Source organism: Salinicoccus hispanicus (assembly GCF_009831115.1).
Lineage (GTDB): Bacteria > Bacillota > Bacilli > Staphylococcales > Salinicoccaceae > Salinicoccus > Salinicoccus hispanicus.
In genome coordinates this window covers 123,220-137,741 of sequence record NZ_WUUK01000003.1, presented here as the reverse complement: position 1 = coordinate 137,741, position 14,522 = coordinate 123,220, and the positions used below count along the sequence as shown (strand labels likewise).

The 14,522-nt window shown below is 47.7% G+C and carries 13 protein-coding genes; 8 read left to right on the top strand and 5 right to left on the bottom strand.

Annotated features, from left to right (window positions below; genetic code table 11):
• Positions 1-2: 2 nt before the first annotated feature.
• Entirely contained in the window at positions 3-1,172 is a 1,170-nt protein-coding gene (locus GQ671_RS08150) for an aminotransferase class I/II-fold pyridoxal phosphate-dependent enzyme (protein ID WP_160655426.1), read from the bottom strand.
• A gap of 169 nt (positions 1,173-1,341) precedes the next feature.
• Between GQ671_RS08150 and GQ671_RS08145 the strand changes: the two genes are divergently transcribed.
• Complete coding sequence (locus GQ671_RS08145; RefSeq protein ID WP_160655423.1) at positions 1,342-2,088, top strand: 2-keto-4-pentenoate hydratase; 747 nt, start codon at positions 1,342-1,344, stop codon at positions 2,086-2,088.
• A 63-nt stretch (positions 2,089-2,151) separates the two neighbouring features.
• On the opposite strand, the gene GQ671_RS08140 is transcribed toward GQ671_RS08145, so the two are convergent.
• Complete coding sequence (locus tag GQ671_RS08140) at positions 2,152-3,216, bottom strand: branched-chain amino acid aminotransferase (protein WP_160655420.1); 1,065 nt, start codon at positions 3,214-3,216, stop codon at positions 2,152-2,154.
• Positions 3,217-3,235: 19 nt separating this feature from the next.
• A complete protein-coding gene (locus GQ671_RS08135) occupies positions 3,236-4,675 on the bottom strand; it encodes a carbon starvation CstA family protein (protein WP_160655416.1) in 1,440 nt (479 codons plus the stop codon).
• A gap of 141 nt (positions 4,676-4,816) precedes the next feature.
• Between GQ671_RS08135 and GQ671_RS08130 the strand changes: the two genes are divergently transcribed.
• The 7 genes from GQ671_RS08130 to GQ671_RS08100 all read left to right on the top strand — a co-directional run bounded on the left by GQ671_RS08130 (position 4,817) and on the right by GQ671_RS08100 (position 13,032).
• Positions 4,817-5,557, top strand: coding sequence for a FadR/GntR family transcriptional regulator (locus GQ671_RS08130; RefSeq protein WP_246153210.1), 741 nt, complete (start codon positions 4,817-4,819; stop codon positions 5,555-5,557).
• 134 nt (positions 5,558-5,691) lie between these two features.
• A complete protein-coding gene (locus GQ671_RS08125) occupies positions 5,692-7,434 on the top strand; it encodes an L-lactate permease (protein ID WP_160655413.1) in 1,743 nt (580 codons plus the stop codon).
• A 52-nt stretch (positions 7,435-7,486) separates the two neighbouring features.
• Positions 7,487-8,968 carry a malate dehydrogenase (quinone) gene (gene mqo, locus GQ671_RS08120; RefSeq protein ID WP_160655410.1) on the top strand — a complete coding sequence of 494 codons (1,482 nt, stop codon included), beginning with the start codon at positions 7,487-7,489 and terminating at the stop codon, positions 8,966-8,968.
• A 147-nt stretch (positions 8,969-9,115) separates the two neighbouring features.
• The gene (locus tag GQ671_RS08115; RefSeq protein WP_160655407.1) at positions 9,116-10,546 is read left to right on the top strand and encodes an SLC13 family permease; all 1,431 of its coding nucleotides are present in this window, start codon (positions 9,116-9,118) and stop codon (positions 10,544-10,546) included.
• 26 nt (positions 10,547-10,572) lie between these two features.
• Positions 10,573-11,634, top strand: coding sequence for a tartrate dehydrogenase (locus GQ671_RS08110; RefSeq protein WP_160655404.1), 1,062 nt, complete (start codon positions 10,573-10,575; stop codon positions 11,632-11,634).
• A gap of 144 nt (positions 11,635-11,778) precedes the next feature.
• Positions 11,779-12,579, top strand: a complete 801-nt coding sequence (locus GQ671_RS08105) for a DUF3100 domain-containing protein (protein ID WP_160655401.1) — start codon at positions 11,779-11,781, stop codon at positions 12,577-12,579.
• Positions 12,580-12,582: 3 nt separating this feature from the next.
• Positions 12,583-13,032 carry a hypothetical protein gene (locus GQ671_RS08100; RefSeq protein WP_160655399.1) on the top strand — a complete coding sequence of 150 codons (450 nt, stop codon included), beginning with the start codon at positions 12,583-12,585 and terminating at the stop codon, positions 13,030-13,032.
• 81 nt (positions 13,033-13,113) lie between these two features.
• Here GQ671_RS08100 and GQ671_RS08095 read toward each other — a convergent pair whose 3' ends face one another.
• Together GQ671_RS08095 and GQ671_RS08090 are read right to left on the bottom strand one after the other, a co-directional pair.
• The gene (locus tag GQ671_RS08095) at positions 13,114-13,542 is read right to left on the bottom strand and encodes a pyridoxamine 5'-phosphate oxidase family protein (RefSeq protein ID WP_160655396.1); all 429 of its coding nucleotides are present in this window, start codon (positions 13,540-13,542) and stop codon (positions 13,114-13,116) included.
• Positions 13,543-13,594: 52 nt separating this feature from the next.
• The gene (locus GQ671_RS08090) at positions 13,595-14,476 is read right to left on the bottom strand and encodes a LysR family transcriptional regulator (RefSeq protein WP_160655393.1); all 882 of its coding nucleotides are present in this window, start codon (positions 14,474-14,476) and stop codon (positions 13,595-13,597) included.
• Positions 14,477-14,522: the final 46 nt, after the last annotated feature.

The following is a 14,522-nucleotide window of genomic DNA, read 5'->3' as shown; positions in this document are numbered from 1 at the left end:
GGCTAGTCATTCACTTTCGGCTGATACTTTTTAACAAACCGTTCCATGCGTTCCATGCCTGCTTCAAGATGCATCATGGCACTGGCATATGAAATTCTGATATGGTTTCTGCCCTCTTTGGAGAAAGTGGAACCCGGTACTACAGCGACATGCTCCTCCTCAAGCAGACGCTCTGCAAAAGTGACATCATCAAAGCCTGTCCCTTCAACGCTCGGAAAGATATAGAACGCGCCTGTCGGTATTTCACACGAGAGTCCCATTGCGGTCAGTTTCCCGTGGACGAAGTCTCTGCGTTCAATATATTTTTCATTCATTTCCAGAGGAAAGTTCCGGGTATGTTTCAGTGCTTCTATAGCAGCATACTGGCTTGGCAGCGAAGCACAGATGGAATTGTTCAGATGGACTCTCAGCACATATTTCATAACATCGGCCGGCCCGAGTATGAAGCCGAGCCTCCAGCCGGTCATGGCATGGGACTTTGAAAGCCCATGGATGATGAACAGCCTGTCACGGAGCGAATTGAACGAACCGAAAGATGTATGCTTGCCGGAAAAGGTATTCTCGCTGTATATTTCATCCGATATGACAAACACGTCCAGTTCCGCGAGCGTATCAGCCAATACAGCCATTTCGGCATGAGACAGCGAGACACCCGTCGGATTGGACGGATGGTTGAATATGATCGCTTTCGTCTTATCCGTAACGGTGCGTCTGATTGCTTCCGCTTCAGGTTTGAAGTGGGACCCGGATATGTCCATATGGACAGGTATCCCTCCATTCAGTCTGACGAGGGAATCATAGCCGGAATATGTCGGTGCGGGAAGGATGACTTCATCACCCGGTTCGATGATTGTCCTCAGAACGGAATCCAGTCCCTCGCTCGCACCATTCGTGACAATGACCTCCTCCTCAGGGGCGTATGAAAAATGATATGTATCCTGGAAGAAATCCGCGACGCTCTGCCTCAGCTCAAGAAGTCCGGCATTGTGGGAATAGCCTGTCCTGCTCTCACGGATGGCCGCCACTGCGGCTTCCTTTACGTTCTCAGGCGTTGGAAAATCCGGCTGTCCGATGGTCAGATTGATGCCGTCTGGATATTCGGCCACCTTATTTGAGAAGATCCGTATTCCGGGAACTTGGATTGTTTTTACAATTGGATTGATATCGAGCATGTTCTGCCTCCTCCTGACAATATTGAATATGAAGTCCATTATGAATAGATAGGAATATGATATCAATATTGTTTCGTTGCTACAATGTTTTATTCATAATGATGCGAATATAGCAATAAATATTTATTTTCAGATATGTTATATTAGAATAAAGCAAAGGAGGATTTTCATGTCGATTGTCGAACAGCTGTACACTGCCTATTCAGCAAATGAACCACTGGCTCTCGGAGCACTTGATATTGCTTCCATTGAGCAAGCATACAGCATCCAGAATGCTGTCATGAAGATGAAGGAAGAGAATGGCGAGGTGCTGATGGGCTATAAGGTCAGCCTGACGAGCCAGGAGACACAGGATCTGTTCAATAGTAGCTCGCCGCTCTACGGCGTGATGACGGACCGCACGGTGAAAAAGGAGATCAATCTGTCCGATTTTAATATGCCGCTGCTGGAAATGGAGCTTGTCTTCCTGATAGATGAGGAGATAACCGCAGAGGATACGGCAGTGCAGATCATGGAGAAGTGCCGGGTGGCGCCGGGTGCGGAAGTACCGGATGCCCGCTATAAGAACTGGTTCCCGAATACAGCGCTGGTTGAAATCATTGCGGATGGTGCAGTGAATGGGGCAGTCATATACGGTGAAGCAAAGAGATATGATTACGATGACCTTGATAATATTAAAGGTACGCTGTCGCACGATGGCACCATCCTCAAGGAAGGGCGTTCGACAGAAGTACTCGGTCACCCTGCGAAGGCGATCGAGTGGCTGGCCGGCACACTTGCAGAGGAGGGGAAGGTACTGAAACCTGGTCTTTTCGTTTCGTCAGGCACATTCAATCTGCCGATTGCTCTTGAGCCAGGTACATATGAAATCCAGTATGAAAATGTAGGCACGGTGACATTTGAAGTCAATGCATAGAAAAAATCCCTTTGGAACGGACACTGTCAAAGTGCTGCTCCAAAGGGATTTTATATTTTGATGCTATAGTTTCACGACCCAGCCGAATGGATCTTCCTGACGTCCGTACTGGATATCTGTGAAATGATCATAGAGATCCTGTGAAACGGGACCGATCTGATTGTCATTGACGATGTGATCGACGCCATGGATATTGAGTCTGCCGACAGGCGAGATGACTGCTGCCGTACCGGCGCCGAAAACTTCCGTGATTCTGCCGCTATGCAGATCATTGGCAAGGTCATCGATATGGATCGATTCCTCCTTCACCGTGTATCCTTTGTAGTTGGCAAGCTCGATGAGGGATTTGCGTGTGATGCCGGGCAGGATGGAACCGTTCAGTTTAGGTGTGACAAGTTCGCCATCCCGGACGAAGAAGATGTTCATGCTGCCGACTTCTTCAACATATTTCTGCTCGACGCCATCCAGCCAGAGCACCTGCTCGTAGCCGAGTTCATTTGCCTTCTTCTGTGCGAGCAGGCTCGCGGCATAGTTGCCGCTTGCTTTCGCAAAGCCGACACCGCCGCGGACCGAACGGACAAAGTCGCTTTCCACATAAAGGCTCGATGGATTCAGCTGTGCACCGTAGTAGCTTGCGACAGGTGAAAGGATGATGTTGAACTGGTAGGACTCTGAAGGTCTTACACCCAGGAATGGCTCATCTGCAAAGACGAAAGGTCTGATATAGAGGGACTGGCCATCGCCATCCGGTACCCAGTCGCGTTCGACTTTCAGGAGTTCAAGGAGGGCGTTGAGTGCATTCTCTTCATTTATTTCGGGCATGGAGAGGCGGGATAGGGACTGGTTCATCCGTTTGAAATTCTCATCGGGTCTGAAGATCAGTACATCGTCGCCATTCTTATAGGCTTTCAGGCCTTCAAATACGGACTGGCCGTAATGGAGTGCCTGGCAGCTCGGGGAAAGCTGCAGGTTCTGATAAGGTATGATGGAAGGCTCCGACCAGCCGTATTCCGATGTATACCTGTTTGTAAACATATAGTCTGTAAATACTGTACCGAATTTGATTGTTGAAACGTCCGGTTTGTTCTTCAATTGATTTGCCCGTTCTATCTGTAATGTCTGTCCCATATGAATTCCTCCTTAATTGTTAGCCGATATGCGTAGGTTTTGCGATGCTTCTGACTCTGTATTTGTAGACGGCTCTGATGTAGAGTGCAGCTGTAGCGAGAACTGGAATCATTCCGAGTACCAGTGATATTTCATAGTTCATATTCAGTGTTTCAGGTGCGTAGAAGAAGTATGTGCCGACAACGCCGGTCATGAATAATGCCGGGATGCCTGCAATGAAATGCAGTTTGCCTTCTTTGATGAGGTAGGCGGTGGCTACCCAGAGCATTGTAGCTGAAACGGTCTGATTGGTAAAGCCGAGATACCTCCATAGGAAGGAATAGTCGATTGTAGCGAGCAGGAATGCGGGCACTGCTACACATAACGTCATGAGCAGCATCTTTTTTCTGTTGCCGACTTTGACGAAGTTTCCAACTGCTTCGGTCAGGATCATTCTGGAAGAGCGTAGTGCCGTATCGCCTGTAGTAATCGGTAGTACTACGGCACCCATGAATGCCAGGAATGCACCGGCAGCGCCGAGGTATTCGATGGAGATGGTGTCGATGACACCAGCAGGACCGCCATTGGCGAGTGCAGCACCGAGCCCATTCGTACCACCGAAGAACGTCATGCCGGCAGTGGCCCAGATGAGTGCGATGATGCCTTCTGCAATCATGGCACCGAAGAATACGCGCCGGGCATCGGATTCCTTACGTACAGTACGGGCGATGATCGGACTCTGCGTCGAATGGAAGCCTGAAATGGCACCACATGATATGGTGACCATCAGAAGCGGCCATACAGGCAATCCTTCAGGGTGGGCAGTGGATAGCGTCAAGTTGGGTATTTTCGCTCCAGAGAATAGGAGACCGATGAATACCGACACTGCCATGATGATCAGTATGGCACCGAATATCGGATAGATTTTGCCGATGATCTTATTGATCGGCAGTATTGTAGCGATAAGGAAATACGAGAAAATGACGATCAGTGCAACGAAGAATGGAATTGCACCGCCTGTCTTCAGTGATATCAGCTCCGCAGGCCCTGCAGTGAAAGCCGCAGCAACAAGAATCATGAGTGCCAGTGAAACCACATAGATGAAAAGCTTTACGCTTTTTCCAAGGTATTTCTCTACAAGTGCAGGAAACTGCGAGCCATTGTTGCGGATGCTCAGCATTCCAGAGAAATAATCGTGTACTGCGCCGGCGAAAATACAGCCGACGACGATCCAGATGAGTGCGACGGGCCCGTATAATGCACCCGCAACTGCGCCGAACACCGGACCAAGTCCTGCGATATTGAGTAGTTGTACCAGCCAGCCTTTTATCGGGTGCATTGGAATATAGTCGACACCGTCACCGCTTTTGTAGGCGGGTGTCTCATTGTTGTCATCGATGACAAAAATTCTCTCAATAATTTTTCCATACACCATATAGCCAAGTACGAGTAGTAGAATGGAAAAAGTGAGCGTCAACATATCTAATGCCTCCCTATATTTGAAAATTGTATACATCTTAACAATTTCAGCAGCATAAAGCAACATGTTTTCTGATAATTTCGATTTCATTTTCATTACAATTTACTTATATAATGATAAGTTACTGTAAAGAATGTATATATGCTATCATATACGGACAGTAATAATCCAAAAGAGGTCGATCCAATGGGCATTTCAAGGAAAAAAGTATATGAAGAAATTGCAGATCTGATCATGAAGGATATCAGGGACGGTGTATTGAATCCAGGGGACAAGCTGCCCTCGATTACCGGGATGGCCGAACACTACCAGGTTTCTTCAGCATCCATCAGGGAAGCGTTGAATACTTTGAGTGTGATGGACGTCATAGAAGTCAAGCATGGGCAGGGGTCCTATATAAAAGCACGTATGCCGCTCGGTTTTGAGCATGAGTTTGAAATCATCACACGAAAGGATATCGAAAATCTGCTGGATCTCCGGAAGATCATCGAGGTCGGGTGTGTAGAACTGGCATGCAGTCAAGCAGAAGAAGCGGATCTGAAAAAGATGCAGGATGCACTCGACAAGATGCGTACAGCTGTAATGAATAATGAGCTGGGAGAACAGGCAGATTATGAATTCCACATGGCGATTGCGGAATCGACAGGCAACCAGATGCTTATCGATCTGCTTGGTAATGTTTCGGAGAAGATGATCGAGACAATGAAGGAAACGAGAAGGATATGGCTGTATGAAGAAAAGAAGTCCATACAGAAGATCTTTGATGAGCATCAGGCGATTCATGAAGCCGTAGAGAAGCGTAATGTAAAGGAAGCAACTGGTGCGATGCTGAGTCATCTCGAAGAAGTGGCATCGGTTCTTCTGACCCGGCATGATGGATGAAAGAGACCTGAGGTCTCTTTTTTTTTTTTTTGAAATTGATTTGACATTTGGAAATCGCTTTCATAGAATATGGAGAGATATAGTCATATGATGACTGGTTGACTGTAGCCTAATATGGGATGTGGAGGTTATTCATGCTGGTTCTATTGAGCATTTTGCCGATTTTGTCAATTTTCTTCTTTCTCGTCGTATTGAGATGGTCTGCTCGGAAAGGAATGTTTTTCAGTTTCATCATTACGGTACTCATCGCCTATTTCGGCTGGCAGATGGGGGCTGTCAGCATTACAGCAGCATCACTGAAAGGGGTGATGACTGCGCTTGAAGTCGGCGTCATCGTATTCGGTGCAGTCCTCCTGCTCAATGTACTGAAGGAGAGCGGCGCAGTCGATACAATCCGCGCATCATTCACAAGCATTTCTCCGGACAGAAGGGTCCAGGCAATCATCGTTGCCTGGCTGTTCGGCACTTTTCTCGAAGGTGCGGCAGGCTGGGGGGCGCCGGCAACAATTGTGGGACCTTTGCTGATAGCACTCGGTTTTCCTGCACTGGCAGCGGTGATGATCGCACTGATGCTGCAGTCTACACCTGTTTCATACGGTGCAGTCGGGACACCCATACTCGTCGGAGTCAACACAAGCCTTGAAAATCAGCCGGTCGTTGACAGCTACATAAGCGCCAATGGGCAGGAAATGTCCAGTTTTGTTTTTGATGTCGGTGCCCAGGTGTCGATCTTTCACGCCATCGTCGGACTGTTCGTACCATTGCTCATGTCGGCCATGCTGACAAAGTTCTTCGGGAAGAACAGGAGTTTCAGGGAAGGTTTCGCGGTATGGCCGTTCGCAATATTTGCCGGACTTGCCTTTGTCATTCCGTTTTCACTGGTCGCCAATTTCCTCGGGCCTGAGTTCCCATCACTCCTCGGTGGCCTGATCGGTATGGCAATCGTCATTCCGCTGGCAAAAAAGGGCTTCCTCATGCCGAAGGACACTTTCGACTTCGAGCCACGTGAAACATGGCAGAAATCATGGTTCAGTGACATTGCTGCCGAAGTGAAGCCGGCAAGGAACATTTCCATGATCAAAGCATGGATGCCATACGTGCTCGTCGCACTGTTGCTTGTCGTGACTCGTATCGAGGCATTGGGAGTGCGCGCGCTGGTCTCAAGCTGGGTTGTTTCCTTTGAGAATATACTGGGGACAGGCATCGACCATAGTCTGACACCATTCATGATTCCAGGGGTTGTATTCATTGTGGTCGCCCTTTTTACAGGGGTATTGCACCGACTCGATGGCAAAGGTATGGCCAGCGCCTTCAAAGTTTCCGGCAAGACCATAGTGGCCGCCATGGCCGCACTGATCGTCTCGGTGCCACTTGTGCAGGTATTCATCAATTCAGGCATCAATGATGGCGGCTTCGATTCCATGCCGCTTGTCCTTGCACAGGGAGCGGCGAATATGTTCGGAGATAGCTGGCCGCTCATCTCTCCGGCCATCGGTGCACTCGGTGCATTTGCGGCAGGCAGCAATACGGTAAGCAATATGATGTTTGGTCTTTTCCAGTTCGGAGTGGCAGATCAGATCGGAGCGAATCCACTCTATATCGTCGCACTCCAGGCAGTAGGAGGAGCTGCAGGCAATATGATCTGTGTGCATAACGTCGTTGCAGCAAGTGCAGCCGCAGGCCTGATCGGCAAAGAGGGAACATTGATTTCAAGGCTCCTCATTCCAACCACCTTCTACCTGATCCTGGCTGGTGCCGTCGGATATGTATGGGTGAACGGTCTGGGTCTGAATATAGGACTCTTTCTCATCATCGCCATATTGGCAGTCATATTCTCAATGATTCTACGCTCCCAGAAGCGGGCGGAAACAAATTAAGAGAGAAGTATTATTAAAATAGATTATTTTAAATTGGAAAGGTGACCGTAAAATGGATAATGCAGAACCGAAAAAAGTCATTCTGATCGGTGCTGGTATTTTAAGCAGTACTTTTGGTTCATTTCTAAAAAATATAGAGCCGGACTGGAATATTAAACTGTTTGAAAGATTGGATCAACCAGCGATAGAAAGCTCAAATGAAAAAAATAATGCCGGAACAGGCCATGCTGCCTTATGTGAATTGAATTATACAGTTGAACAGGAAGATGGATCGATAGATATTGAAAAGGCGAAGGAAATAAATGAGCAATTCGAAGTTTCCAAGCAATTCTGGTCGCACCTGGTCAAAAATAAAGAAATACAAAATCCGGAGGAATTTATTCGTCCATTGCCTCATATCAGTTTTGTACAGGGCACGGATAATGTGAATTTCCTAAGGAAACGGTATGAGGCGTTATCCCCACTGCCGATGTTTGAAGGCATGGAGTATTCAGAGGACCTTGATGAGTTGGAAAAATGGATTCCTTTGATGACAGAAGGACGTGCCCCGGATGCAGTTGTTGCTGCGAGTAAAATAGACACAGGAACTGATGTCAATTTTGGTGAACTTACTCGGAAAATGATGAAAAACATCAGTGGACATGATAACGCAGAAGTGCATTATAATCATGAGGTGCTTGATTTCGAAAGAAGAAGAGACAACAAATGGGGCGTCAAGGTCCGTAACCTTGAAGATGGCAGGGCTGAATATCATGTAGCAGACTATATCTTCATCGGAGCCGGAGGCAACGCCATTCCACTGCTGCAGAAAACAAAAATTCCCGAGAGCAGAAATCTTGGCGGCTTTCCGATAAGTGGTGCATTTCTAGTTTGTAAGAATCCAGAAATAGTAGAACAGCATGGTGCCAAAGTCTACGGGAAAGAACCGCCAAACACACCGCCGATGACTGTGCCCCACTTGGATAGACGGTACATTCAAGGTGACCAGAGTCTATTATTTGGCCCTTTTGCGGCTATAGGGCCTAAATTCCTGAAGAATGGCTCCAATCTGGACCTTTTCAGATCCATTAAACGGAATAATATATTGACCATGGTATCTTCCGGCATCAAGAACGTTGCACTGGTCAAATATTCCATTCAGCAGGTCATGATGAACAAGGCAGATCGGATGAAGGAGCTGCGGAAATTTGTGCCTGAAGCAAAAGATGAGGATTGGGATCTGATCATAGCTGGGAAACGTGTACAGGTAATCAAAGATACCGATGAGTATGGAAAGGGATATATTCAATTTGGAACGGAGGTTGTCCACTCTGAGGACAGATCTGTCATGGCCCTGCTGGGAGAATCTCCAGGCGCTTCTACATCTGTATCTGTTGCGCTGGAGGTCTTTGAAAAAAACTTCCCGCAATATATGGAAAAATGGGAGCCTAAAATAAAAGAAATGATTCCTTCATATGGCCACTCCTTGATAGAAGACAGTGCCTTGCTGAAAGGAATCCGGAAGACAACTGCGAAAGACCTTGGTTTGGAATAGACATGAAACTGACCGTCGGTGTACACGGTTCGAGCCTCCCGAATGATATAGTAGTGGAAAATGAATACTATAGAAGGCTTTGCTTCGGCAAAGCCTTTTTATATAATTGATGTTAATGAAGAAATGAATAGTGGGGGAGGCAGTCGGATGAGAGACAAGCCTAACAGGTACAGACGTATAAAATGGAGTCGGATTGCTGTATTCATTTCAGCTGTCGTACTGTTCTTCGCCGTCCTCATACTGTTGCCGGAAACGGTGGCCTGGCCGGCCAGAAGTACGATTGCGATCATGCTGTTCGGTCTGATCCTTTGGGCGTTTGCTCCGATTCCAATCGATCTGACTTCGATCATCATCCTTATACTGCTTATGGTGATGAAAGGCACTGAGATGGATGTCATTCTGAGCGGGTTTGCTTCGCCTGCCGTCTTTCTGATAATCGGCGGCATGATGATGGCGATGGGGGTGAACCAGACGCTTCTTGTCAAAAGGATGACCTACTTCCTGCTGTCACGCATGGGCGGCTCGGCCAAAGGCATCTATACGGGCTTTTTCATTCTCATGCAGATCCAGGCTTTTTTCATTCCTGCAACAGCTGTCCGGGCGTCGCTCATGGTCCCCATCCTCAGCAGCATCATTGAGGAGACCGGGGTCGATAAGCAATCGAACTTCAACAAGCTGATGTATATCGGTGCGGCCTTTGGTGGCAGTGTCAGTGGCATCGTTGTTCTGACTGCCGCCATCGGCAACATCCTGGCTGTCGAGATTCTGAGATTGTACGTAGGTGTCTCGATATCCTACCTCCAGTGGTTCATCTATGCTGCACCAGTATGGCTGATGCTTGTACTCGCAACGATGTACATCGTCTGGAAATGCTATCCGCCTGAAGCACATTCATTTGAAAGGCTGCAGAATAAAATGAAGGGCAAGTACCAGTCGCTCGGCCATCTGACCGTGGATGAAAAGAAATGTACAGCCATACTGATCATCACAATTCTGATATGGTTCACAGAATCCTGGCATGGCTACCATCCGACATTCGGTGCGCTGCTTGCGGTTGTGCTGATGTCGCTTCCGGCCACCGGTTTCGCGGACTGGAAGAAGATGCTCGATATCAATTTCGGCATGGTGCTGCTGATCGGTGCGACACTCTCCCTCGGTTATTCATTGATAGAGTCGGGCGCAATCGATCTATTGGAGGTTTTGATTTCTCCTCAGATTGTTCTGGATACGTTCAGCAATCCATGGCTTGCGATTCCGATCACCATCATTCTGTCCCAGGTCTACCACCTTGGCGTGACCAATGTATCGACAGCAGTCATCACACTGATGCCGGTGCTGATCAGTCTGTCGGTGCAGGCGGGGGTGGATCCGGTCGTCATCGTCATCACTTCCGCCATCGCCATGCTGCTCGGTTTTCTGCTTGTCGTCGAAACGATGCCGAATGTTGTCGTACATGGCACCGGACAGGTCAGCCAGAAGGATTTCCTGTGGCCTGGGCTCTGGCTGACGCTTGCGAGCATCGTAATAATGATCGTCATCGCGTATACTTACTGGAGATGGATCGGTTTTTGGCCTTAAATAGTTAGAACAACAGGAGGATTTCTATGAAGAAGATCAAGCTTGCTGTAGTACCAGGAGATGGCATCGGTGTTGAAGTCGTCCCACACGCTCTAAAGGTTCTGGATACCATCGCAGAAATGCATGGTGGACTATCGTTCGAATATGAACATTTCGATTACGGATGCGACTATTATCTCAAACATGGTGACATGATGGCGGAGGATGGAATGGACCGCCTGGGGCAGTCGGACAGTGTATTTCTAGGTGCCGTTGGTGACGCGTCGAAAGTGCCGGACCACATTTCCCTGTGGGGTCTGCTGCTTAAAATCAGGCGCGAGTTCGAACTTGAAATCAATGTGCGTCCGGCAAAAGTGTTCAAGGGCATACAGTCGCCGCTCCGCAATCCGAAGGGTTTCGACCTGATTGTTGTGCGTGAGAACAGTGAAGGGGAATACAGCTCGGTCGGGGGCAGGATGTACCAGGGGGATAATGAAATCGCCATCCAGAACAATGTCTTCTCGAAGCGTGCGACCAAACAGGCCATGGAACATGCATTCAGACTGGCGCAGTCACGCCGCAGGCATGTGACAAGCGCAACAAAGTCGAACGGCATCTTCCACTCCATGCCTTTCTGGGATGAAGTGTTCAAGGAGACTGCAGCCGAATATGAAGGTATCAATACAGTTTCCCAGCACATCGACGCGCTGGCGGCGACATTTGTAACACATCCTGAGCGTTATGACGTCATTGTCGCAAGCAATCTGTTCGGGGATGTGCTGACAGATATCGGTGCCGGCATCATGGGCAGCATCGGCATCGCCCCTTCTGCGAACCTCAACCTGAACGGCAAACACCCTTCCATGTTTGAACCGGTGCATGGTTCAGCACCTGACATCGTCGGGAAAAGCATAGCCAACCCGATTGGACAGATCTGGACAGCAAAACTGCTGCTCGATCATCATGGAGAAGAAGAGATGGGCAGACTCCTCCTCGATACGATGGAGCAGGTGACGGCGGATGGATTCCTGACACCTGATGTCGGTGGAGACAAGCAGACGGATGAAGTGGTTGATGCACTGATCAGGCAGCTGAAAGCAAAAGTATAGATAGTACTGGTAAAAGCCGATGTTCATTCGGCTTTTTTATTTTCAAAATAAAAATTGTTGTTGTCTGGTCCTTGTGATAATATTCAGTTTAATCGTAAGGGTGCTTATGAGAAGGAAGTCATGCTTAGGGAGAAGGGATATTTTATGAGTGAAAAAGTGGAAATGAAATCTATTCTGAAAGACTGGCGGCTGCATGCGGTAGTTCTGATCATCGTCATCCTGACCGAATTCATCGGGCAGATTTCGATACCGGTCGGGCCCGGTGCCATACTGCTGCTGCCGATGCTGTATGCCCTGGCGATCGGTTTCGGGCTTTATTTTACACCAGTCATTTCAAAGAAACAGTCAAAAAATGCAGAACCATTAATTGTCATGGGTGTTGGCGTACTCATTGCCAAAATCGGTGTCGTCATCGGTCCGCAAATCGAAGATCTTATCGCAGTCGGACCAGCTCTGCTCCTGCAGGAGCTCGGTAATCTCGGTACGATCCTGATTGCATTGCCAGTGGCGATATGGCTTGGCATGAAACGTGAAAGTGTCGGAATGACACACTCCATCGGACGGGAGCCGAACGTGGGTCTGATCATGGACCGCTATGGTTTCGATTCTCCGGAAGGGCGGGGCGTCATGACGATGTATATTTTCGGTACGGTATTCGGTGCAATATTCCTCGGACTGATCGCAGGACTTCTGGCGACGGTAACACCGATCCATCCTCTATCCTTTGCGCTCGCTTCCGGCGTGGGCAGCGGCAGCATGATGGCAGCAGGAAGCGGCACTCTGATCGCAGCCTACCCGGAACTCGAGTCGCAGATCATCGCGCTGGCCGGGGCGAGCAACCTGATATCCCTCGCCACTGGACTCTACGTGAGCATGCTGATCGGACTGCCACTGGCCAATAAGATCTATGCCCTGATGAATAAGAACAAGGCTGGAGGAGAATAGACGATGAGGAAAATAATGGATTGGACACTGATACTTCTGATATTCGCCGGGGTGACACTGATCGGTAACATGATCGGCTATGACATCTACAGCTGGGGTGCCGTTCCAGGCATATTTGTATTGATTGCCATTGCGCTTCTCGGCATGATAATGGAAGAATACATACCTGTAAATATTCCGGCAGTGGGTTATATCGCACTGATCGGCATCATCATTTCCGTGCCGTGGTTTCCTGGTTCGGATTACATTGTTGAGTGGACGAGCCAGATTGAATTACTGGCAATCACCACACCGATTCTTGCCTATGCCGGCATATCCATCGGGAGAAACTGGTTGGATTTCAAAGAAATGGGCTGGAAATCGCTTGTTGTTGCCATACTCGTATTTATCGGGACGTTTCTAGGCTCTGCCCTGATTGCCGAAGTCGTATTGAGAATTCAAGGAATCATATAGAAGAAAACGACCTGCTTCCTATATATGGAAGCAGGTCGTTTTTAAAGTTTTTGGAATGATGCTCTATCGGTCAATCATCATCTATAGTTCTACGGTCTTCGGATCTTTATCATCGTCATTCATGATTCTTGCTGTATCGATATCGATCTTGATTGTCTGAAGATCGCCTTCGCCTTTCAGTTTTTCATAAAGGTTGCCCAGTTTTGCGAGCATTTCGTCTACGTCGGGTGTCACTTCTTCCGGCAGGCTGGCTTTGCCTTGGATCTCTACATACCTCTCTCCCAGGTCTTCTCTTTCTTCATATCCCAGAAGTACATGTGCATTCGGATTTTCTTCGAGATCTTCAACTTTATACGTATCTTTTTTCGTATATGTGTACAGTGTCAGTCCGTCATTATAGAAATACATATAACGGCTGATCGGCTTATTGTCACGGATTGTAGCCAGGGTCCCAATCTTATTGTTGTCCAGAATCTCTTTCAAAGTGTTTTTGAAGTCTTCTCTATTCATGAAATTCCCTCCTAATTTATACCTATGTCACTTCTACCCTTTATCATCCGATTTAATCTGAATATGGCTGAAATAATGGGTTGAAGGACTGGTGCAGCTGGTTGTACCATCTCCTCACAAATGTCTTCTGGTTGCCGTGGCGCATGCTGACATACATCGGGTGCTTGATGTTCAGATGATTCAGGCTATGGACGGTAAAGTTCGGGTAGCTGTAGGTAAGCTGCTTTGTCTCTTCGTGTGTAAGTATGGCGACATGTCCGTGATCGATCAGAAGGTGCTGGATGATGGTCATATCCTTATATATACCAATATCTTCGCGTCTGAACAGGTCACGGCTGTCATAGACCGGATCATAGGCGACAAGCGGAAATTCTTCGAGTTCATTAAGAGACGCACGGGTAGGCAGCTGGACGCTGTTGCTTGCCCTGAATACATAATAGTAGTTCTGCTCAAAAAGCAGGGCACTCTGTATATCATGGTGATCCGACTTGTTGGCAGATATGACGATATCGAGTGTCTCATCAAGCAGCTTTTCTTCGACACTGGCTTCATCCAATGTATGGATATTGAATTCCACTTCATTATTCTGTCTTAGAAATTGATTCAGAGACTGCAGCACTTTGGAAGTCATATCGGAGCGTGTGATATGAATATTCAGTGTATATTTTTTCTGTATGTTCTCTTCATTGATTTTCTCTTTGGATTTTTCGACTGCTTCAATGATACTTACGGCATCTTCATAAAAAAGCCTGCCTGCATCCGTCAACTTGATATTTCTGCCGACTCTATTGAACAGTTTGACCCCGAGATCACTTTCCAGCATGTTGATCTGCCTGGAAAGAGCCGACTGGGCAACGTTCAAAGACAGCGCAGCTTCGGTCATATGTTCTTGTCTGGCTGTTTCGATGAAATATTTCAGTTGTTTAATCTCCATATTTTTATCACCAATCTAATTTTGATATTAATATTATATCATTGAT